Origin of the sequence: Alkalinema sp. FACHB-956, from assembly GCF_014697025.1 — a bacterium.
GTDB lineage: Bacteria > Cyanobacteriota > Cyanobacteriia > Leptolyngbyales > Leptolyngbyaceae > Alkalinema.
Genome location: NZ_JACJRC010000040.1, coordinates 1 through 19,985, shown reverse-complemented (window position 1 = coordinate 19,985; position 19,985 = coordinate 1). Strand labels below are relative to the sequence as shown.

16 protein-coding genes and 1 pseudogene are annotated in these 19,985 nt (G+C 53.1%); 7 read left to right on the top strand and 10 right to left on the bottom strand.

Annotated features, from left to right (window positions below; all coding sequences use genetic code 11):
* Positions 1-47: 47 nt before the first annotated feature.
* From H6G21_RS23510 to H6G21_RS23495, 4 genes are all read right to left on the bottom strand, one after another.
* Positions 48-2,585: a heavy metal translocating P-type ATPase gene (locus H6G21_RS23510; RefSeq protein ID WP_347278064.1), complete on the bottom strand. Its 2,538-nt coding sequence runs from the start codon at positions 2,583-2,585 to the stop codon at positions 48-50.
* A gap of 64 nt (positions 2,586-2,649) precedes the next feature.
* Positions 2,650-2,838 carry a hypothetical protein gene (locus tag H6G21_RS23505; RefSeq protein WP_190576683.1) on the bottom strand — a complete coding sequence of 63 codons (189 nt, stop codon included), beginning with the start codon at positions 2,836-2,838 and terminating at the stop codon, positions 2,650-2,652.
* A complete protein-coding gene (locus H6G21_RS23500; protein WP_190576681.1) occupies positions 2,835-4,430 on the bottom strand; it encodes a type II CAAX endopeptidase family protein in 1,596 nt (531 codons plus the stop codon). The genes H6G21_RS23505 and H6G21_RS23500 overlap by 4 nt, the downstream gene beginning before the upstream one ends.
* Before the next feature lie 240 nt (positions 4,431-4,670).
* The gene (locus H6G21_RS23495) at positions 4,671-5,540 is read right to left on the bottom strand and encodes a 6-carboxytetrahydropterin synthase (RefSeq protein ID WP_190576679.1); all 870 of its coding nucleotides are present in this window, start codon (positions 5,538-5,540) and stop codon (positions 4,671-4,673) included.
* Positions 5,541-5,766: 226 nt separating this feature from the next.
* Between H6G21_RS23495 and H6G21_RS23490 the strand changes: the two genes are divergently transcribed.
* From H6G21_RS23490 to cysW, 3 genes are read left to right on the top strand one after another with little or no spacing between them, the layout of a single operon-like run.
* Complete coding sequence (locus H6G21_RS23490; protein WP_190576677.1) at positions 5,767-6,957, top strand: sulfate ABC transporter substrate-binding protein; 1,191 nt, start codon at positions 5,767-5,769, stop codon at positions 6,955-6,957.
* Positions 6,958-7,000: 43 nt separating this feature from the next.
* A complete protein-coding gene (gene cysT, locus H6G21_RS23485) occupies positions 7,001-7,846 on the top strand; it encodes a sulfate ABC transporter permease subunit CysT (protein WP_190576675.1) in 846 nt (281 codons plus the stop codon).
* Positions 7,836-8,696 (top strand): sulfate ABC transporter permease subunit CysW, encoded by an 861-nt coding sequence (gene cysW / locus H6G21_RS23480; RefSeq protein ID WP_190576673.1) that lies wholly within the window; start codon positions 7,836-7,838, stop codon positions 8,694-8,696. Before cysT ends, cysW begins: the two co-directional genes overlap by 11 nt.
* A 74-nt stretch (positions 8,697-8,770) precedes the next feature.
* On the opposite strand, the gene H6G21_RS23475 is transcribed toward cysW, so the two are convergent.
* The gene (locus H6G21_RS23475; protein WP_190576671.1) at positions 8,771-8,998 is read right to left on the bottom strand and encodes a hypothetical protein; all 228 of its coding nucleotides are present in this window, start codon (positions 8,996-8,998) and stop codon (positions 8,771-8,773) included.
* 350 nt (positions 8,999-9,348) lie between these two features.
* On the opposite strand from H6G21_RS23475, the gene H6G21_RS23470 reads away from it, so the two are divergent.
* Positions 9,349-10,410, top strand: coding sequence for a PDDEXK nuclease domain-containing protein (locus tag H6G21_RS23470; RefSeq protein ID WP_190576669.1), 1,062 nt, complete (start codon positions 9,349-9,351; stop codon positions 10,408-10,410).
* A gap of 48 nt (positions 10,411-10,458) precedes the next feature.
* A pseudogene (locus H6G21_RS26110) lies at positions 10,459-10,560 on the top strand (element excision factor XisI family protein); the annotation flags it as partial.
* Between the two features lie 41 nt (positions 10,561-10,601).
* On the opposite strand, the gene H6G21_RS23460 reads toward H6G21_RS26110, so the two are convergent.
* Both H6G21_RS23460 and H6G21_RS23455 read right to left on the bottom strand, forming a co-directional pair.
* A complete protein-coding gene (locus H6G21_RS23460) occupies positions 10,602-12,434 on the bottom strand; it encodes a tetratricopeptide repeat protein (RefSeq protein ID WP_199307408.1) in 1,833 nt (610 codons plus the stop codon).
* Positions 12,415-13,788, bottom strand: coding sequence for a P-loop NTPase fold protein (locus H6G21_RS23455; protein ID WP_190576667.1), 1,374 nt, complete (start codon positions 13,786-13,788; stop codon positions 12,415-12,417). The genes H6G21_RS23460 and H6G21_RS23455 overlap by 20 nt, the downstream gene beginning before the upstream one ends.
* A 525-nt stretch (positions 13,789-14,313) precedes the next feature.
* Between H6G21_RS23455 and H6G21_RS23450 the strand changes: the two genes are divergently transcribed.
* Positions 14,314-15,456: a phosphodiester glycosidase family protein gene (locus H6G21_RS23450; protein ID WP_190576665.1), complete on the top strand. Its 1,143-nt coding sequence runs from the start codon at positions 14,314-14,316 to the stop codon at positions 15,454-15,456.
* Between the two features lie 296 nt (positions 15,457-15,752).
* On the opposite strand, the gene mgtE is transcribed toward H6G21_RS23450, so the two are convergent.
* On the bottom strand, positions 15,753-17,108 hold the full coding sequence (mgtE, locus tag H6G21_RS23445) for a magnesium transporter (protein ID WP_190576663.1): 1,356 nt from the start codon (positions 17,106-17,108) through the stop codon (positions 15,753-15,755).
* Positions 17,109-17,425: 317 nt separating this feature from the next.
* Here mgtE and H6G21_RS23440 point away from each other — a divergent pair, with 317 nt between their 5' ends.
* Positions 17,426-18,058 carry a sporulation/spore germination protein gene (locus H6G21_RS23440; RefSeq protein ID WP_190576661.1) on the top strand — a complete coding sequence of 211 codons (633 nt, stop codon included), beginning with the start codon at positions 17,426-17,428 and terminating at the stop codon, positions 18,056-18,058.
* A 17-nt stretch (positions 18,059-18,075) separates the two neighbouring features.
* On the opposite strand, the gene H6G21_RS23435 is transcribed toward H6G21_RS23440, so the two are convergent.
* A complete protein-coding gene (locus H6G21_RS23435; RefSeq protein WP_190576659.1) occupies positions 18,076-18,720 on the bottom strand; it encodes a DNA-3-methyladenine glycosylase in 645 nt (214 codons plus the stop codon).
* A 145-nt stretch (positions 18,721-18,865) separates the two neighbouring features.
* On the bottom strand, positions 18,866-19,789 hold the full coding sequence (locus H6G21_RS23430) for a PTPA-CTERM sorting domain-containing protein (RefSeq protein ID WP_190576656.1): 924 nt from the start codon (positions 19,787-19,789) through the stop codon (positions 18,866-18,868).
* Positions 19,790-19,985: the final 196 nt, after the last annotated feature.

The window sequence follows — 19,985 nt, the reverse complement described above, 5'->3', positions numbered from 1 at the left end:
AGTACAACCATAAACTCGCCCGGAGCAAATGACATCGGTCAACATGCTCAATTTGGGAGAGACGGCTTTGACTGACGAATCGGTGACTCAATAGAGATTCGATTAAAGTGCCAGCGCAGCAAGAGGGAGTTCAGCACCACGCTAATGGAACTCAGCGCCATGAGAAATCCAGCACTCCCTGGACTTAAAAGGATCCGAAACTGGGGTAGGAAAACTCCCGCCGCGATCGGAATAGATACTGCATTGTACCCAAATGCCCAAACTAAGTTTTGACGAATGGTACCTAAAATTTGCCGACTCAGGTGAAGTGCCAGAACCACATCGGAGAGGCGATCGCGCATCAGCACCAAACTGGCGGTTTCTGCCGCGACTTCCGTGCCGGATTGGAGGGCAATTCCCACATCGGCTTGGGCGAGGGCAGGCGCATCATTAATGCCATCTCCAACCATACCCACCCGATATCCCTGGGCTTGCAGTGCGGCGATCGCGTGGGATTTTTCCTCGGGTTTAACTTCGGCAATCACTTGGTCACTCGCCAATCCTAGGGCTTGGGCCACGGCTTGGGCCGTTTCACGGCGATCGCCCGTGAGCAGCATGACGCGCAATCCTTCCCGTTGCAGGGTTTGCAGGCTGTCCTGGGCATCGGGACGCAGGGGATCCTGGATCCCGAATAGTCCAACCCACTGTTGTTCGATCGCCATGTGCACGATCGTCTTGCCTTGGTGCGCAACCGTTGCTGCCTGAGCATGGGCATCTGGAGGCAGCGTTACCTGGTGCTGGTTGAGCCAATCCGCATTGCCTAAAAGCACACAAGACCGCCGTCCTGCGAGGTCCACCTGGGCAATCACCCCGGCCCCGGCCTGGGTGCGGAACTCGCTGGCAGAGAGCAAGTCTAATCCTTGATTTTTGGCGGTTTGAACGATCGCGGTGGCTAAGGGATGGGTCGTACCCTGCTCTACCGAGGCAGCCATTTGTAACAGTTGGTCGGTGGTGTAAGGCTGGGCAAGCTGGGGGGCAACGATGATATCCGTGACCGTGGGTTGACCTTGGGTTACGGTTCCCGTTTTGTCAAAAACGATCGTATCCAGGGTGCGGACCCGTTCCAAAACGTCACCTCCTCGAATCAGAAGGCCATTTTCGGCTCCTAAACTGGAACCGACGAGTAACGCGGTCGGTGTGGCTAACCCAAGGGCACAGGGGCAAGCAATCACCAATACGGCGATCGTCAGTTTGAGGCTGAGGAGAAGGGGGGAAAGGGGGTGGGAGGGGAGGGTGCTTGCGGGCGCTAGGGCTTCTGGCAATGGCAGAGGGTGGGGCATTTGGTGAGACATTTGGTGGGACATTTGGCCACCGTAGTTCAGCACCTCTGGCCACCAGTGCAGCCCTAAAAAGAACCAAAACAGAAAGGTTAAACCCGCCAACGCCATAACCCCATAGGTAAAGTAGCCCGCGACGGTATCAGCCAGCTGCTGGATCGGGGCTTTGCGGGTTTGGGCGGTTTCGACGAGTTGGATAATGCGGGCGAGGGTGGTGTTTTCTCCGGTGTGGGTGACTTGGAGGACGATCGCGCCGGATTGGTTCAGGGTGCCAGCGGAGACGCTGTCCCCGATGCGTTTGACCACGGGCACGGATTCCCCGGTCAGCATGGATTCATCGATCGTCGATTCGCCCAGCAAAATCTCACCATCGATCGGCACCTGTTCCCCCGGCAGAACTTGCACCCATTCCCCCACCCGTAAATGTTCGACGGGCACTTCGATCGCCCCAGGCGCGATCGTGGGAGTTTGCGGTTGATCACGCTGATCTTGGGAAGGACTAAACCCTTGGACTTTGACCAAACGGGCAATGCGCGGTTGCAACGCTAACAGACTTTGGAAGGATGCGGCGGCGCGGTGGCGGGCTTGCTGCTCCAAGGTGCGGCCTAGGAGGATAAAACCAATCAGCATGACAGGTTCATCAAAAAAGCACTCCCAGCCTAGGGTAGGGTTGATCAACGCCACCAAACTGGTGAGAAAGGCGGTTAATGCCCCTAAGCCAATGAGGGTATTCATGGTGGGGGCCCCGTGCCAAAGACTCTTCAGCCCATCCCACACCAGCGCTCGACCGGGAACCAACAACGCGGCGGCGGCCAATCCAGCATGGAACCCATCATTACCGAGGCCAGGAATGGCAATCCCGATCGTTTGTGAAACATGCCCGATCGTCGAAACCAGCAACAGCCCGATCGCAACGATTAAATCCCGACGTTGGCGCTGGGCTTGGGCTTGGCGCAGATTGGCTAAATCCGCCAAGCCGGCTTGCAGGGACGGGCTGTTGGACTGTCTGACTTGGCTGGGAAATCCCGATTGGGTCAAGATCTGGGGTAAGACCTGCGCTAGCCCTTCGGGGTCGGTTTCCGGCTCACAGGTGACTGTGGCGACTTCCGTGACCAGATTGACGCAGGCGGACTGGACTCCCGGTTGTTGGGCCAGCTTGCGTTCCACGGCTTTAACGCATCCAGCACATTTCATCCCGGTGATATCCAGGGTGAGGGTTTGGACGGTGGGAGATGCGGAGGTCGAGGACACGATCGCAGAGGTCAGCACAGGCAAAACTTCCTCAAGTTGAGAGATTCAGTCGGGGAATTCAGAAAGATGATTCCCAGGGGGATTATGAAGGGTCGTCCGAGGACTGGCGCATCAGCCACAGACAGCCCAGCAGCACGGGCAACCCGGCCAACAAGAAGGCCGCACTGGTGGGTAAGTTGAGGCTGGAGAAGGCATTGAAATAGGCCATGCCTCCACAAGCCCAGAGCATGAGGTGGCCCAGTTGTTTACGATCGATCGGCTTGGGGGTCATCCGCGACTGGCATTTCCTAGGATAAACAAACTAATTAAGGTTCCACTGTTCCACAGACTATGGAGCACGATGGAAGCTAGCAGATTTTGGGTGCGGGTATAGACAAACCCTAGCACGATCCCCAAAGTCGCCAGGGGCAACACTTCTGACAAACTGAGGTGTACGAGGGCAAAAATTAAGCTACTTAACAGAATGGCATTCCACGGGGAAACGTACCGTGTCAGGGACGGCAGCAAAAAGCCTCGGAAAAAGAATTCTTCAAAAATGGGCGCAGCGATCGAAGTCGTAACAAAGAACAGAACGAGGGCGAGGGGATCCTGACCATTCAGCAAAATTTCTAGCAAGGGATTACTGCCCCCTTTACCTTGCCAAATCGCTTGATTAATTAAATTGACTCCTACAACCAGCGGAAAAACGACTAGGTAACTTCCCAAACCCCAGAGCCACCAGTTGCCTTGGAGGCTAAGGCGGAACCAGTTTTTCTCCAGGGGAAAATGGGGCTTGAGGGTTTGATATAAAACCGTGGAGGCTCCCCCCGCAAGGCAGAGATAGCCAACCAAAATCGATAACGCTTGCAGCAGATCTCGGCTGATCAGCGGGCCGAGGGCGGATTTCAAACCCAAGGTAGCGATCGGAACCAAAAAGTTCCCGGCGAGAAATTGCCCGACAAAGAAAAAGCCGACGATGACTACCCACCACGTGGTTTCCCAATCCCAGGGAACGGCCCATTGACTGTCTTGGATGCCTGCTAGGAGGGATTTCTGCCCGCGCAGCAACCGTTGGACGCCGAGGGTGAGGAGGAGGACACTGCCACCCACAAAGGTCAGGGCACTGAGCAAGCTGCTGAAGCCCAGTTGGGTAATGACGCGCTCGGCGGTTTCTTGTTCGGTGGCGTTGAGTTTGCTGAGTTCGGCCTTCTGCTGGGACAGTTCATAGACCCGTTCCAGCGATCGATAGCGATACCAGCCATCCAAATTTTGCTGAATCAGGCGTTCAGCTTGGGGCAGGAGTTGCGGCGGCGTTTGCCACAGGCCGGAGAGCACAGCGGCGGTGTCGGCAAGATTGGGTGAGGTGGTAGGACTCTCCTGCAAGTTCTGCCAGAGTTGGGCGGATTTTTGTAAGTCTTCTGTCGTAGCTTTGGGCTTGATGCGGTAAAGCAGACCCAAGCGCAGATCCAGTTCATCCTGGTTCTTCTGCTTTTGGTTCACTTGGGCTTCTAGGTCTGCAATTTGTTCCGATCGGGTTTTGTCTGCTAGCTTCTCCAGAATGGTTTCTGACGTCGTATCCGCCTGTTTCAGCTGAGTCAGTTCCTTTTGGGCATTGCTTAAATTATCAGCGGCGAGGGTTTTGGCAGCCGTGTATTCCTCCAGGGCGGATTCCACAGGCCGACTTTCTCCCAGCAGTTCCCGTAGCGCTTGGGCGGTGCTATCGGGTTGCCCTTGCCACTCCACAAAGTGCAACCGCAAGTCACTTTCAAATAGGGTTAATCGTCCTTGAAACTGGGGTTTGCCAAGACTCGCAACCAAATCCGCCCCCATGAACAGGAGCGCGATCGCTGTGAGGGCTACCAAAACCAACCGCTTAATGGTCATGCAACTTTTCTAAAAGCAGTAAACACTTTATCTAGCCTAAAACGGGATTTGGGTAAAACGGGATAAACTTGGGCGAAAAAAAGAAAGGCTTGCATTGTAACGGCAAGCCTTTCTTATCAAATATGGAATGAGCAGTTCTGCATCACTCATGAGTCTCTGCAATTTTGCCCTCTCCCTCAATCCATCTCCCGTTCTGGGTGAGGGACTAGGAGTCTGGCTCTTCTTCTGCCCATTTAAGGCTTACACCGTGGCCAGTTCAGGAAGTTGGATTTTCAGCGCCAAGTTGTCGGTGTTGCTGCTGGCGTAAACTTCGCAGGCGTTATTGGGGCTTTCGTAGAGCTTCACTTTATGTAACTTTGCGCCCAGTTGCCGCACGGGTTCTTCTAAAGTTTGGCAAATGTAGGCGGCAATATTTTCTGCCGTGGGAACCACCCGCTCAAAGTAAGGCAGATCTTTGTTTAAGAAGGTGTGATCCATCGGTTCCACGATGTATTCATCGATCGCGGCTTGCAATGCACCCAAATCCACCAGCATTCCTGTGCGGGGATGGATATTGCCCTTCACCGTGACTTCCACATGATAGTTATGGCCGTGGCCATTCACCCGTGCACATTTGCCGTAGATTTGGCTATTTTCCTCAAAGCTGAGGTCGGGGTGAGCCAAGCGGTGAGCCGCGCTGAAGTGTGTGCTAACAGTGAGGTAAGCTTCCATGGCGTTTCCTTGATAATCAGCCCAGAGGGTTTCGTTTTCGTACAAGCGAATCTCGACGATCGGGAGGTGGGGGGCAAGACGCTGCCAAATCACCCGTGCCAGATTTTCAGTGGTGGGTAGGGTTTGCTTAAAGTCTTCCCATACGTCATTGAGATAGGAAAAATCTAGTTGACCTGTGACTTCCTGCCTAATGACGTGTTTGACATTGGATAGGTTGAGCACCATCCCATGCTCATCAACCTCCCCTAGCATAGACACATACAATGTGTAGTTATGGCCATGCCCAGGAAATCGGGCACAGTCTCCAAACTGCTCGGCATTTTCCGAATCACTCAATTCCGGAAGCCAATACCGATGGCTGGCCGAAAACTTGGCTCGACGATTGATGACACACTTCATAGGCTCAATGGGAGAGGATGCAAGTGTTAAGTTCTATAAACTTTAAACACTCTCTCCAGAATAGCGAATTGTTGTCCTGCATGGTCCATACGCAATTGTCTATCGATCGGATTGGATTAGGGCTGGAATTTGCATGCATGGGGCTAATTGTGTCGTAGGTCATTTAACGCTAGTATCAGGAAGCACAAATAAATCCCCTTTCCCGACCGACAAACTGTAGATTCCGATGGCTCTTAGTAACCCTTCAAGTAAAAAATCTGGTCAAGATTGCGATCGGGCTTGCCATAGTCAGGCATTTAATAGGGCTTTTAGTCGCCTGAGTAGACGGTACAGTCAGGCGTTCTACAGGGCATTGCAGCGATCGAGGTTGTCCCAAGCGCGACTGATCCAGCGAGGCGTTGGGTTATTTGTGGTGGGTTTGGTGCTGTCCGGGCTGCTGGGGGCTTGCCAGGGATTCCGGCCAGCGGGGAACGCCCCGATCGAACTGACGCTAGCCTCTTTTTCGGTGCCGAAAATTGCCTACCGGGCCATCATTCCCAAGTTTGAGGACAAGTGGCAACAGGAGCACAACCAGCGATTGACGATTAACCAAAGCTACGCTGGATCCGGTGCCCAAACCCGTGCGGTGATCGATGGGTTGGAAGCAGATGTGGTGCACTTGGCCTTGGGGTTGGACGTGCAAAAGATTGAAAAGGCGGGGTTGATTGATCCGGGCTGGGAAGATGAGGCCCCCAATCAGGCGATCGTGACCCGATCGGTGGTGGCCTTGGCGGTGCGGGATGGCAATCCAAAGCAGATTCAAACCTGGGCGGACTTGGTGAAACCGGGAATTCAGGTGATTACCGCTGATCCGCGATCGTCGGGGGTGGCGCGGTGGAATTTTTTGGCGTTGTGGAACGCGGCACTGCAAGCCAATGGCAATGACGAAACGGCCAAAGCCTTTGTCAAACAGGTGTATCAGCAGGTTCCGGTGTTGGCGCGGGATGCCCGAGAAGCGACGGACACGTTCTTTAAGCAGGAAGTGGGGGATGTGCTGATCAACTATGAGAATGAGTTGTTGTTGGCCAAACTCAAGGGGGAATCGTTGCCGTTTACGGTGCCGCCGGTGAATATTTCCATTGACGCGCCGGTCGCGGTGGTGGATAAGAATGTCGATCGCCACGGCAACCGAGCAGCAGCAGAAGCCTTTGTGCAGTACCTATTCAGCCCAGAGGCGCAGGTAGAGTTTGCCAAGGTGGGGTTTCGGCCTGTGAATCCTGAGGTGGCCCAGTCGCCGGAGATGGTGCAGCAGTATCCCGCGATCGCGCAATTGACGACGGCCAAAGCAATGGGCGGCTGGAAAATGCTGCAAAAGACGTTTTTTGATCAAGGCGGTGTGTTTGATCAAATTCAAGGGACTGCCTCGAAAGCTTCCTAGTTTTTTCCATCTTTTTGATGTCTTTGTAGTTTGAGTTGTTTTTATGGCAATCGCTCCTTCTCTTTCCTGGCGACAACCGTTAGGGTATTTAGGCAAAATTTCTCTGCCATGGCGGGTGACGATCGGGTATCTGGCGTGGATGTTGGTGCTGCCGATCGTGGCGCTGTTTGGGAAAGCGATTACGGCGCAACCCAGTGAATTTTGGCGGATTGCGACAAGTCCGATCGCGCTGTCGGCCTATGAGGTCACGTTTGTGACGGCGTTGGGCAGTGCGTTGGTCAATGGATTGTTTGGGACGTTGATTGCTTGGGTGTTGGTGCGTTATTCCTTTCCGGGGAAGCGGCTGATTGATGCGATCGTGGATTTGCCGTTTGCGTTGCCGACGGCGGTGGCCGGATTGACACTGGCAACGGTCTACAGTCCCAAGGGCTGGATTGGGGGACTGCTGGCTCCCTTTGGGGTCAAGATTGCCTTTACCCGAGTGGGGGTGGCGATCGCGATGTTGTTTATTTCCTTACCGTTTGTGGTGCGGACGGTGCAACCGGTACTGAGCGAAATGGAACGGGAGCTAGAGGAAGCGGCGTGGTCCCTAGGTGCGTCCAAGATCCAGACGTTTTTGCGGGTGACGTTGCCGCCGTTGCTGCCTGCGATTTTGACGGGGGTTGCCTTGGGGTTTTCCCGAGCGGTGGGGGAATATGGTTCGACGGTGATGATTGCGTCGAATACACCGTTTAAGGATTTGATTGCGCCGGTGCTGATTTTCCAGCAACTGGAACAGTACAACATTGTGGGAGCTACGGTGATCGGGACGGTGCTATTGCTGATCTCGTTTGTGTTGCTTCTGCTGATTAATTTGCTGCAAGCTTGGGGAAGACGCTATGCCAACTAATTCATCGACGTTATCTTCATCGACGTTATCGACTTCGGAGTCTGCTAAACCGTGGGCCCAGTGGGTGATGATTGCGATCGCGATCGGGTATTTGGCGCTGGTGCTGTTATTGCCTGCGGTGAATGTGTTTTACCAGGCGTTAGCCAAGGGTGTGGGGCCGTTTCTGACCCATTTTGCCGAGGCAGATATGCAAACGGCGATCGGGTTGACGTTGTTTGTTGCATTCATTGTCGTGCCGTTGAATACGGTATTTGGCTTGTTTGCTGCTTGGGCGATCGCGCGTCATCCTTTCCGGGGAAAACCGATCGTCATTAGTATTCTGGATTTGCCGTTTTCCATTTCGCCGGTGGTTGCGGGGCTGATGATGGTGCTGTTGTATGGACAGCAGGGCTGGTTGAGTCCGATTTTGCAGTTTATCAATTTCAAAGTCATTTTTGCGGTGCCGGGGATTGTGCTGGCGACGGCGTTTGTGACGTTGCCGTTTGTGGCGCGGGAGGTGATTCCGGTGCTGGAAGAAGTGGGCACGGATGAAGAGGAAGCGGCAAGGACATTGGGGGCCAATAATTGGCAGATTTTTTGGAATGTGACGTTGCCGAATATTCGTTGGGGGCTGCTGTATGGGGTGTTGCTGACGAATGCGCGGGCGATGGGTGAGTTTGGTGCGGTGTCGGTGGTGGCGGGAAATATTGCACGGAAGACGCAAACGCTGTCTTTGTTTGTGGAGGATTCCTACAAGCAGTATGCGACGGGGGCGGCGTTTTCGGCATCGGTGTTGCTGGGAGCGCTAGGGCTGTTGACGTTGATTCTGAAGGAAATTTTGGAACGGAAGACCCATCGGAAAACGGCGTGAGGATTGGATTTGATCGAACTCGCAGTCTAGACCAAAAACCGGGATTTTCAAAAAATCCCGGTTTTTAAATCGACTTACTCCGTCGCCCGATCGCGTTCCATCATGCTGATGTATTTCCAATCGGAACCGAGAACTGGAATCGGTGGACTCCAACGAATCCGCTCGCAAAACCGCACCACTTGCAGTTGGTTGATCGTGGTTTGGATTTCTTCGCGGGTGCCGAGCAGGTAGATTTGGAACGGTCTGCGGGAATCGTCGATCGAAGTTTCTGGGCGATCGGTGCCGCCAAAGCCAGTAAACATGGGATTTCTCCTGGGTGTAGATGGGGAGGAAATCCCAAAAATTAAAGCCACCCTTTTGCGCAGGACAAGTAGGGTGGCCCGATCGAATGTTAAAATCCGTGTCAGACCGCCTAGCTGCCGAGTACAGCTTGGGGTTTAGCTACCCTTTGTTGTTGACAGCAACGCTGGGTAGCGCCTTAATTTTTGGGGTCGTAGCTGAGCGATCGGGACTTAACGCACACGGTTTCATTCAGCTATGAAAAACAAGCCTAGGGGTAAACTAAGGCGCTGTCAACTATTTTGCGATTGTTTGCAATGTTGTGATGTTTGGTAACGTGGCATCTGGCAACAGGGCATCTGGTACCCGAGACATGGAGAATTCGATCGTGCTACAGGAATCAGCGGATTACCGAAATTGGTTAGCGGGAGTGAAGTCAAAGCTACGATCGGTGCAGTTGAAGGCAGCGGTGGCAGTTAATTCGGAACTGTTGGCTTTTTATTGGGAATTGGGTGCGGAGATTGTTGAAAAGCAAAAGGAACGAGCTTGGGGCGATGGCTTTTTGCGGCAACTCAGTCAGGATTTGATGGCGGAGTTTCCGGAAATGAAGGGATTCTCAAAGCGGAATCTGGAACAAATTCGGCGTTGGTATAGGTTCTGGTCAGGGAATGAACCATTTGCGAAGCAACCTGCTTCGCAAATCAAGGAAGGCAAAATGCACAAGCTTTTCCAAATTCCTTGGTGGCATAATGTCGTAATTGTGACTAAGTGCCAATCCACCACAGAAGCACTCTACTACATTGAAAATACTTTGAACCATGGTTGGAGTCGCAATGTCTTGACCCATCACATTGAAAGCAAACTATGGGAGCGCGAGGGCAAGGCGATCGCGAACTTTCAAACCACTTTGCCGACACCCCAATCAGACCTCGCTCAACAAACGCTCAAAGACCCCTACGTGTTTGATTTTCTGTCGCTTTCTAAGGATTACAATGAACGAGATTTAGAACGCAATTTAATTGAACACATTACACAATTTCTATTGGAGTTAGGGGCTGGATTTGCTTATATGGGACGGCAGGTGCCACTTCAGGTTGGCGATCGTGAGTTTTTCTTGGATTTGCTGTTTTACCATACTCATTTGCATTGCTATGTGGTGATCGAACTAAAAACTGGGGACTTTGAACCTGAACACGCTGGAAAGTTGAATTTTTATCTCAAGGCGGCGGATGAGCGATTGCGGCAACCGGGAGATGAACCGAGTATTGGGCTTTTGCTGTGCAAAAATCGCGATCGGTTGGTGGCGGAGTGGGCGTTGAGTGATATCCACAAACCGATCGGGGTTGCAGAGTATCAAATCACGCATACTTTGCCGGAGGAGATGCGATCGCGCTTGCCGAGTATTGAGCAGATTGAGGCGGAATTGGGGCAATGACGATCGTGTTGCTCCGAATTCTGGCTGAGGATAATGTGAACAAGTTCGATCGCTAATGAATTGATCGATCGGGGTGTGCCGAAGCAGGATATTGTGTTGGCTTATCATGCTCCCTATGCCAGAAAGTTGACAGGGTTTGCTGTGGGGTAGCAAGCATCAACACTCTGGGAAAAGCAGAGAGCCATTTACGACTAGAAAATTATTACACAAACAACGATCGCAATAACAATAATTACACCACCCCAGAAGAGATAATGTTTTCTAGTGAGCTTAGAGCGTTTTCTAGCACGAGCAGATTGTTTGGGAAGGTCTAGGGTTTTAGCTTGCTGCTGAGTTGCAATATTTTGGTTGAATGCATAGATAGCGTTATTGCATTTCTCAACCTCCTGATCCAGCTTGAGTTCTGTGAAGATGGCTTTTGCTTGCTCGTAGGCTTGGAGGGCTTCCCATCGGCGAGGCTCATAGTTTGCAAGTACATAACCTAAATTACGCAGAGACAATGCTTCGCCGTTACGATCGCCGATATCGCGTTTAATTTTCAGGGATTGTTGGTAGAAATCGATCGCCTGTTGATATCGGCCTAGGGAAAAGTATGCAAACCCCAGATTGTGAAGGGAATTTGCTTCGCCCTGACGATTGCCGATATCACGTTGAATTTCCAGAGCTTGTTGGTAGAAATCGATCGCCCGTTGGTATTGGCCGAGGGAGTCGTACGCAATCCCTAGACCCATTAAGGAATGTGCTTCGCCGTTACGATCGCCGATATCGCGATCAATTTCCAGAGCTTGTTGGTAGAAATCGATCGCTCGTTGGTATTGGCCGAGATAGTAGTACGCAATCCCCAGATTGGTTAAGGAAGTTGCTTCGCCCTGGCGATCACTGATTTCACGATCAATTTCCAGAGCTTGTTGGTGGAAATCGATCGCTCCTTGGTATTGGCCGAGAGAGCCATACACAATCCCCAGACCCTTTAAGGAACTTGCTTCGCCCTGGCGATCGCTGATTTCACGATCAATTTCCAGAGCTTGTTGGTAGAAATCGATCGCCTGTTGATATCCGCCTAGAGAAAAGTACGCATTCCCCAGACCCTTTAAGGAACTTGCTTCGCCCTGACGCTCGCCAATTTCCTGAGCAATATCTAATGCAGTTTGGTGGGCCTCAATTACTTCAAAATAGCGAGATTGATGACCCAAAAAGTTCCCTAGCCGTATCCAAACCCGAAGAAGTTCAACTTTCTGATTTTGAACCGTATATAGTGCAATCGACTTTTTAAATGCCTGAATTGCTAATTCCCGTTCCTGTTCTAAATTCTTTGCTTTACCCTGAGCGATTTGATTTCTATAAAACTGTCCCAACTTATCGTATAGTATTGTCAAACCTGCTGCATCAGATGACTTCTGTTCTAATATCTGAATTTCTTCTAGTAATTCCTCTAGCGGTGGCAAAGACTCATCTTCTCTGCTCACTTCCGCTAATTTCACAGGCGGCTCCCACTCAACCTGAATTCCATGCGATTCCTCATCCGCGAACCGCAACACCGCCTTCCGCCAACCCCAAAAATCCGGTGCCCGTCGGCTCATCTCCCGCAAAATCCGCTGACTCACCCACAGCACGATCGGATAGGGAAACTCCCGCAACCCCTCCCGCGTCCACTGCAAATAACCAAAAAACTTATCCAAATCACTCTGCTCATCCTCCGGGCGCAGCTTCAGCCGCAACAGCACCTCCGCCCCCGTCACCGTAAACACCGCCTCCCCATCCCCCTGCAAATAGGGTTCCGCCTCCCTCAACTTCGCCAACTCCGATCGTAAACTCGGCTCCTGCCCCAACACCACCCGATAGGGCCGAATCTGGCTCTCCCGCGCCTCCTGCTCATAGCGCGCAATCACCCGCCGCCGTACCCCCGCATCATCACAACCCACAATAATCGGAGCCAGCCGCCCCTGACTATTCTCAATCAACGAAATCAACGACTCATAGGTCGCCTCATTCTCCGGCGTCAGCTCAGACGATCGCGTCACCATCCAACACCCCCTCCTGCACCAACAAATCCACCACGATCGGATTCAAGTCATACCACAACACCGCATTGCGATACTCCAAAATGTACAGCCCATGCAGCAAATCCAAAAACCGCTGATTCTCCGTATCCCGTGGCTTCAAATCCCCATAAATCTGCTTCAACGCCTCAAAATCTACCTGCCCCAACGGTTCCGCAAACTCAATCTGAAAATCCGTCAACACCTGATCCAAAATCTGCTGATTCACCACCACCGACGGTCGATCCAACTGCTCCCGCCGAATCTGACTGCGTAACTGCTGCATACACTTATCACAACAGCGATCGACCAACCGAATCAACTCCCGCAACACCCCGCCACTCTTTAAAATAATCTGCCGCTTCACCTCCGGCTCAATCAACTCCGTCCGCAACCGCCGATCCAACACCTCCTCAAAAATCGCCACACAGCCCTCATCCGGCACCCGATCGGCCTTCCGCACCACCGATCGACTAAAGAACTTCGCCACCCGCATCGTATGAATCTGCTTCACCAACGCCTCAATATTCCGCTTCAACGACACCTCCCGCAACGTCGCGATCGGAATCGTATAAAGAATATGACAATTCGGATCAAGCAACGGCTGAATATTCTTACTGAAAATGCTATCCGTCACCGAAAGATCCAACTTATCCAAATCATCAATGATGACCAAAACCCGCTGCCCAGTCGCATTCTCGATATAAACCTGGATCTCATTAATCTTCGCAATCAAATCCGAAATCCGTCGCGCAAACTCCGTCGTAATCTCCTTGCGAATCACCGAGTTCACCTTCATCTTTGACTTAATCTCCGCCAAAAACTTCAGCAACCCCGGAACACCTCCCTCCAAACTCGCCCCACCGCTGGCCTCAATCTCCGACTCTAACCCCTGGGATTCCGTTTGCGTATGCTTCCCCAACCACCGATACAATTCCTTTTTGATTCCCGGCTTCAACTTCACCGATCGCAGTTCCGCCGCCTCAATCAACTGCAACGCCATGGAAAACAAAATATTGACATGATCCACTGCCGATCGTTCGATCGTGTCTGAGATCGAAAACATCACCACAAAATAGCGACCCGTCTCAATTAGCCGAAACCCCAACTCCGCCAGCAGCGTAGACTTCCCGCAGCCCCGATGCCCCGTAAACACAAACTTATTATCCCGATCGTCCGCATCCTCGATCGCCTGCTCCAATTGCTCCAGTAGATCCGTCTGATACTCCACCCCAAACTGCGCCAGCGCCTTCTGCGTCACCAACGGGTCAAGCTGAAGGTTCCGCCCCGCCATCCGGAACACCTCTAACCGCTCTTGCAGTTCTGCTAAACTCGCCATTGGCAACACCTATACAAACCCGATCCTCCCCATTTTAAGCGAGTTTTCAAGGAGAATACGGGCCTTTGAATTGGCAGAAAGCCCCCAGGTTACAGGCACCATCCCCCACCCTCTCCCCCACAACATCACAAATCACAATTTTTTGTAAACAATTTAAGAATTCAGCGGATGCCTGGGTAAGTTAAGTGCATAGATCCGTAGCAACCCTTGGAAAACCGACATCAAACCTGCTAAAAATCCCACCATTTAAGCTAATATCTCCCCCATTACCGCATATCCAATCCATTGGTCATTGCCAGATCTTGGTCATTGCCAGATCTCCCAACCACCCTAAATCTCCGATCCCCCTAAATCCCCGCGCTACGCGCCGCTGCGCTAGAAATAAGCGGGACTTTGAAGTGATCTGGTTCCCCTTTATTCCCAGTTCCCCCCCTTTTTAAGGGGGGCTAGGGAGGATCGGAGTCAAGAGGAGCTAGGGAGATCCTGCAACCCTTCCCACACCTCGTCATCATTCCCAGATAGTCCATGGTAGAGCGACTCCGCCAACACCGCGAGCGTACCCGCGCCCAAAACTGTCCCCCGTCGATCCAAGCTTTCAAAAACCTACCGATCGTCCTCGCCAACATCCTCATCCTGTTTGCCGGAACCGTCGCCCTCCTGCAAACCTATCCCCACTTCACCACCAGCGAACTCGCCCCCGATCTCCCCCCCGAAGACTCGGCTCCAGCTGATCCGGCGGCTGACACCGATATCCCTTCCCCCCTGCAAGCCCCGATCGAAGACACCGCCCCACCCCCCATCCTCACCTTCCGCCCCCCATCCTCACCGCCCGTCCCCCACTCTCCCACGCTTGCACCCTCCCACTCTCCCACGCCCCAACCCGTCTCCGTCCTCTACCGCAAACTCGCAGGCATCCCCGTCTACATCGCCACGATCGACCTCAAAGACCCCGAAACCTTCCTCCACATCGGCCTCGCCAAAAACGCCAGCCAAGCCAACAGCGCCCGATCGACCCAAGGCGACGAACCCTTTGTCCACCTCGTCCGCCGTAACCGCGCCGCCCTTACCCTCAGCGGCACCTTCTTCAGCATGGATCGCCAAAAGCGCGTCATGGGCAACCTAGTCGCCGGTGGCCAATTCCTCAAATTCAGCCCCTGGGAAAACTACGGCACCACCCTCGGCCTGCGCGTCGGCAACCAACCGGAAATGATCACCGCCCGCGTCCAAGGCAAACCCCGCTGGCAAGACCATTGGTTCTCCCTCACCGCTGGCCCCCGCCTACTCAGCCGAGGCAAACTCTGGATTAATCCCAAAAAAGAAGGCTTCACCGATCGGGCCGTCATGGGCAGCGCCATTCGATCGGCGATCGGCTTCCCCAAATCCGGCCACAAACTCCTACACGTCACCTTCCTCAAACCCGTCTCCCTCAAACGGGAAGCAGAAATCATGCGCTACCTCGGCTGCTACGAAGCCATGAACCTAGACGGCGGGACTTCGCTGGCGATCGCCAAAGGCAACCGCATCCTCAAATCCCCCGGTCGCAACCTTACCAACGTCATCACCGTCTACGACACCCACTTCCCCGCCCCCAAGCACCTCAAAGTCTCCTGGTACGGCTTCCAAAACTCCGACATCCTCGCCTTCAAAGACGCCTCTAACCCGCAGTAGGAACGTGAGTTCGATAAATTCGTGGTGCGGTTCGATCGTCGGTGCTGCTGCGCAGCGAAGATCGGGGAACTTCTCCCCGCTCCCCTGCAATGTCAGGGGACTCTACTCCCCCGACACCCCCCGAAAGTGAATTCTCTGTCTAAGCACAGGAGATTTGTGAGGGACAATTTGGCTTGTCGAACTCCCGTCAGTAGAATGGAGATCCAACAATACTTTCAAAGTCCCCCTTTTTAAGGGGGATTTAGGGGGATCGATCGCATCGCAATAACCAGTGATTCAAAACTCGTGCTTAGCAACTACACCGGAGCATGTAACACATTCAAACTCACCGTAATCAACGTTAAAAACAAGATAAACCCGATCGTATCCAACATCGTCGTCACTAAGGGGCCACTAATCAACGCCGGATCAAGGTTGAGTCGCTTAAACCCGATCGGTAACAACGTCCCCAACGTCACCGCCACCAACGTATTGGTTGCCATCACCGTTCCCGCCACCAACGACACCCAGCGCTCCTCCGGCTTCGTCCAAATCAACGACAGCAACACCATCGTTGTTCCTAACGACAATGCTGTACCCAACCCAGCGAGCAACTCTTTTTTCAGAATCGTCAACGTATCTTCCGGCTCCACTTCACCCAAACCGATCGATCGAATCGTCACCGTCAGGGCTTGGATACCCACCGTTCCCCCCGTATTGGAAAACAACGGCATAATCACCGCCAGCACCGGCACCTGCTGAATCGTACTTTGGAACGGCGAAATTGAACTAGACGCACCAATATACAGCGCCATAATCCCCAATAGCCAAGGCAAGCGATTTTTCAGCTTATCCAAGGGATGGGACAACGAAGATTCATCCCCGCTGGTCACCCCCGCAATCTTTTGGATGTCCTCCGTGGCTTCCTCTTCCAGGACATCCACCATATCATCGATCGTCACAATCCCCACCAGCCGATCCTCCCGATCGACCACCGGAACCGCCAACAGGTCATAGCGCTTCATCATTTGCGCCGCTTCTTCCTGGGGCGTCTCCGTATGCACCTTGATCACCCGATCGCTGGCCACATCCCGCACCAGCGCATCCGGCAAGGAAAACAGCAACTGCCGCAACGACACCACCCGCACCAGTTTGCGGTTATTGTCCGTCACGTAGGCGTAGTACACCGTTTCCTTATCGCGATCGTCCGCCCGAATCTTGCTCAGCGCCTCCGAAACCGTCAACCCCTCCCGCAGCCGCACGTATTCCGTCGTCATCACCCGGCCTGCGGTCCCTTCCGGATAGCCCAAAATGGTCGCCGTGGCCTGCCGCTCGATCGGACTGAGCTGCTGAATCAGCCGCCGCACCACCCCAGCAGGCAGTTCATCAAACAATTCCGCCCGATCGTCCGGTCGCATTCCTTCCAGAATTTGACAAACCTGGGCATCGTGGAGGGAGCCAATCAACGCCTCCTGAATCTCCGGTTCCAAATACTCAAAAACCGCTGTTGCCTGGTCTTTTTTGAGAACCCGAAAGGCGATCGCCCGCCGCTCCACGGGCAAATCGGTGATGTAATCACCTACATCCACGGGGGGCAGTCGATTTAACTCAAACTTCAGCTTATTCAAGTCGGTAATTTCCGACAGAGAAACACGGCCTTCCTGTGTCAGCATATTTTCACCTCGATCTTCCCCGCGCTGGAAGACCCAAGGCTTCCAGAAACTACGGGATGCTATAACCTTCAGGGACTGGACTTCGGTCCATGGAAGTCTACAAATGCAACATCGGTAATCATGGTAGATACCGCTATCCCCATGCTAACCCTGAAGGTCACGATGCACAATGTTCCGTAGAATACGCTAGCAATTTCTTACAGAACCCCATCTTTTGCCAAGATAGCCTGCGATCGTGGAAATCACGGTAGGGTATAGGTTACAAGGGTCAGGGACAGTTGAATGCGCGCTTAGATAATCTATTCGAGTTCCAAGAAATGATGAATTTTCTACAAGATTTAAAAAAAATGTCCCTACCCGTCCTTGGCTCTATCCCCAAGCGGGGGGCGTTGACCCTCCTGCTCCTCGGGGTACTCACGGGTTGCGGCACCGGAAGCCCGATCGCCACCCAGTCGCCCAGTCCCACAGAGTCGCCTACACCCACGGAGTCCGCGAGTCCTAGCCCATCTCCCAGCCCGTCTCCAACGGAGTCAGCCAGCCCAACAGAACCCAGCCAGCCTCCCGCCACATCCATGGCTCCAGCGTCACCGGCGGCACCCGTGGGAACAGTCCCAGTGCAAATTTATCGCCCTGACAGTTCCTACGAAAATCTAGTCCCTGTTAAGGCTAATTTGCCCAAAGATCGGGCCATGGACGCAGCGATCGGGCAAATTATTCAAACCAGTAATTCGCCGGATTTCAACGTGGTGGGCTATCGCGTCAAGGTACAGGGGGCGATCGCGACCATTGATCTACGCCTGGATCCAAAATCCACCCGCCATTTTGAGTCCATGTCCAGCGCCGAACAAATGGCACTCTTTGGCAGTCTACGCAAGACCCTAACTAGTCACGCAGCCTGGGGAATTCAAGATGTGAAATTCACCGACGGTCAGTCTGAAATCGTGCTTTAGCGTTGCGAAATTGTGCTTTAGAGTTTGGACACCGCAGGGCAATGTTTGACATACCAGCGCCAGGGCAGTTCCATCCCTTGGGTCAGCCCAATCCGGGTGGTTTGCACAGCTTCGATCGTCCCTTCGTCCCATTGCCGCTGCCAATCAGGGGTACGATGCTCTAGCCAGAGCGGCTGTCCCGGTTCCAACTTTGTGCCGTAGAGATCCAAATCAATCTCCAGGGCTTTGCACAGTTTGCCAGGGCCAGCCGCCACCCGATCGGGCTTTTCACGGGGCCTGAGTCGATCGGCGGGCACCGTTTCTAAATGCAACGCCCGGATCAACACCGCACTGGCAAAGTCATCCCGATCGGTCACAATGTTGAGGCAGTGGTACATGCCATAGATTAAGTAAACGTAAACAGACCCCGCAGGGCCAAACATAATGCGATTTCGGGGCGTTTTGCGACGATAGGCATGGCAGGCCGGATCCCCTTCCTGGTAGGCTTCGGTTTCCACAATGCGGCCCCGCAACTGCCGCCCATCGGGAAATTGCCGCACCAGCGTACACCCCAGTAACTCCGGAGCCACTTGCAACACCGATCGATCGAGCCAATCTGCGGTCACAATTGACCCAAGAAAGGCAGTCGAGGAAGCAGCCTGCTGAGAAACTGGGGTGTTCATCGGAGGGAATTCAAACAAGAAACTGGAGGATTCATTCGATCGCGCTGACCTTCGATTATACGAGCCAGATTGATGGACGAGTCCCCCGTTTCTGCCTCTCGGTTAGAGGCGCTAGATTAGATACCTTAGATTAGATACCCGACCGTTACACGATCGTGTCTGACTTCCGTCGCCGCCAAACCCCCAAGCCTAAACCCACTAAACCGGGCAAAAGCGCAGGGGTGGGAATGGCATTGGTGGGCTGGAAGGAGGCAAAACTATAGGCTTCACCATTGACACCCCGCAAGGTTCCCTGCCCCAAAGCGTTATACAACGTTGCCCCCGTCTTCACAAAGAAGAAACGAGTGGTTTCCCCGGCAGCTAAAAGCAAGGCATTATTTTGGGAATTGTCAAAGTCAAAGGTGACCGTACTCCCATCCGCCGATCGGGCCGCCGTCAACGGATTGGGATTGCCTAACCCATCAATGCGGTAATCGACATCCGTGGTAAACCCCGCAAAGGACGAGTGGGAAATTAAATCGCCCAGTCGAACGTCAAAGGTGTTGTTATTGATAATGCGGTAGTAGAAATCAAGTGTTCCTGTTAAGTCCGATCTCACGACACGATCCTGTACAGAAACGGAAATCCCAGATCCTAAATTCACATTTCGGATCGCGTCTTCGAGAACCAAGCCCGCCAATTCTGGCCGTGCCGCAGCGGTGGTGCCAACGGTGGGAACCGTGCCGCCCGCACTCAGGTTAGCCGCCTGAGCCTGGGGGGTGGCGATCGCCCAGCTACCGATTGATAAGCAAGCCAAAATTGCAGCCCGATGGCCGAATGTCAAAGCAAGTTGCTTCATACTGGTGTGTCCTAAAAAGTAGGGATTGCGAATTGTGGAATCAACGGTAGATGAAGCGCATCGATCGCGACGATCTCGATCGACCGAGTCTACCCCAGTGACCCATCTAGAAATGCCACTTTCCGACAAGTCGATCATCTTGCCGACAATGCAGAGGCACCCGCCTAGGAGATGGGAGGACTGGGCTGAGCAAGCAAATAACCCTCGATCGGTTGTTGCTTCTCTACGCAATCCTACTGACGGCCTCAGGAAAATATGCAGAGAAGGTCAAACCATGATTGCAAAATATGATTGCAAAACGTAACTACTCAGGCTTAAAAAAATAGAGAGTTTTTACAAGAATCCAGAAAAAGCAGTTAATTTAGCATTCTATTAGGGACTAGAGATTGAATCTGTGAGTAAACCTGCGCTTCAACCCATCCAGCTC

Coding starts and splice junctions, on each gene's coding strand:
- H6G21_RS23495 (WP_190576679.1), bottom strand. CDS start 5,540: ATGAAGTGTGTCATCAATCGTCGAGCCAAGTTTTCGGCCAGCCATCGG.
- H6G21_RS23500 (WP_190576681.1), bottom strand. CDS start 4,430: ATGACCATTAAGCGGTTGGTTTTGGTAGCCCTCACAGCGATCGCGCTC.
- H6G21_RS23490 (WP_190576677.1), top strand. CDS start 5,767: ATGGCTCTTAGTAACCCTTCAAGTAAAAAATCTGGTCAAGATTGCGAT.
- H6G21_RS23470 (WP_190576669.1), top strand. CDS start 9,349: ATGGAGAATTCGATCGTGCTACAGGAATCAGCGGATTACCGAAATTGG.
- H6G21_RS23460 (WP_199307408.1), bottom strand. CDS start 12,434: ATGGTGACGCGATCGTCTGAGCTGACGCCGGAGAATGAGGCGACCTAT.
- H6G21_RS23505 (WP_190576683.1), bottom strand. CDS start 2,838: ATGACCCCCAAGCCGATCGATCGTAAACAACTGGGCCACCTCATGCTC.
- H6G21_RS23455 (WP_190576667.1), bottom strand. CDS start 13,788: ATGGCGAGTTTAGCAGAACTGCAAGAGCGGTTAGAGGTGTTCCGGATG.
- cysT (WP_190576675.1), top strand. CDS start 7,001: ATGGCAATCGCTCCTTCTCTTTCCTGGCGACAACCGTTAGGGTATTTA.
- cysW (WP_190576673.1), top strand. CDS start 7,836: ATGCCAACTAATTCATCGACGTTATCTTCATCGACGTTATCGACTTCG.
- H6G21_RS23450 (WP_190576665.1), top strand. CDS start 14,314: ATGGTAGAGCGACTCCGCCAACACCGCGAGCGTACCCGCGCCCAAAAC.
- mgtE (WP_190576663.1), bottom strand. CDS start 17,108: ATGCTGACACAGGAAGGCCGTGTTTCTCTGTCGGAAATTACCGACTTG.
- H6G21_RS23440 (WP_190576661.1), top strand. CDS start 17,426: ATGATGAATTTTCTACAAGATTTAAAAAAAATGTCCCTACCCGTCCTT.
- H6G21_RS23475 (WP_190576671.1), bottom strand. CDS start 8,998: ATGTTTACTGGCTTTGGCGGCACCGATCGCCCAGAAACTTCGATCGAC.
- H6G21_RS23435 (WP_190576659.1), bottom strand. CDS start 18,720: ATGAACACCCCAGTTTCTCAGCAGGCTGCTTCCTCGACTGCCTTTCTT.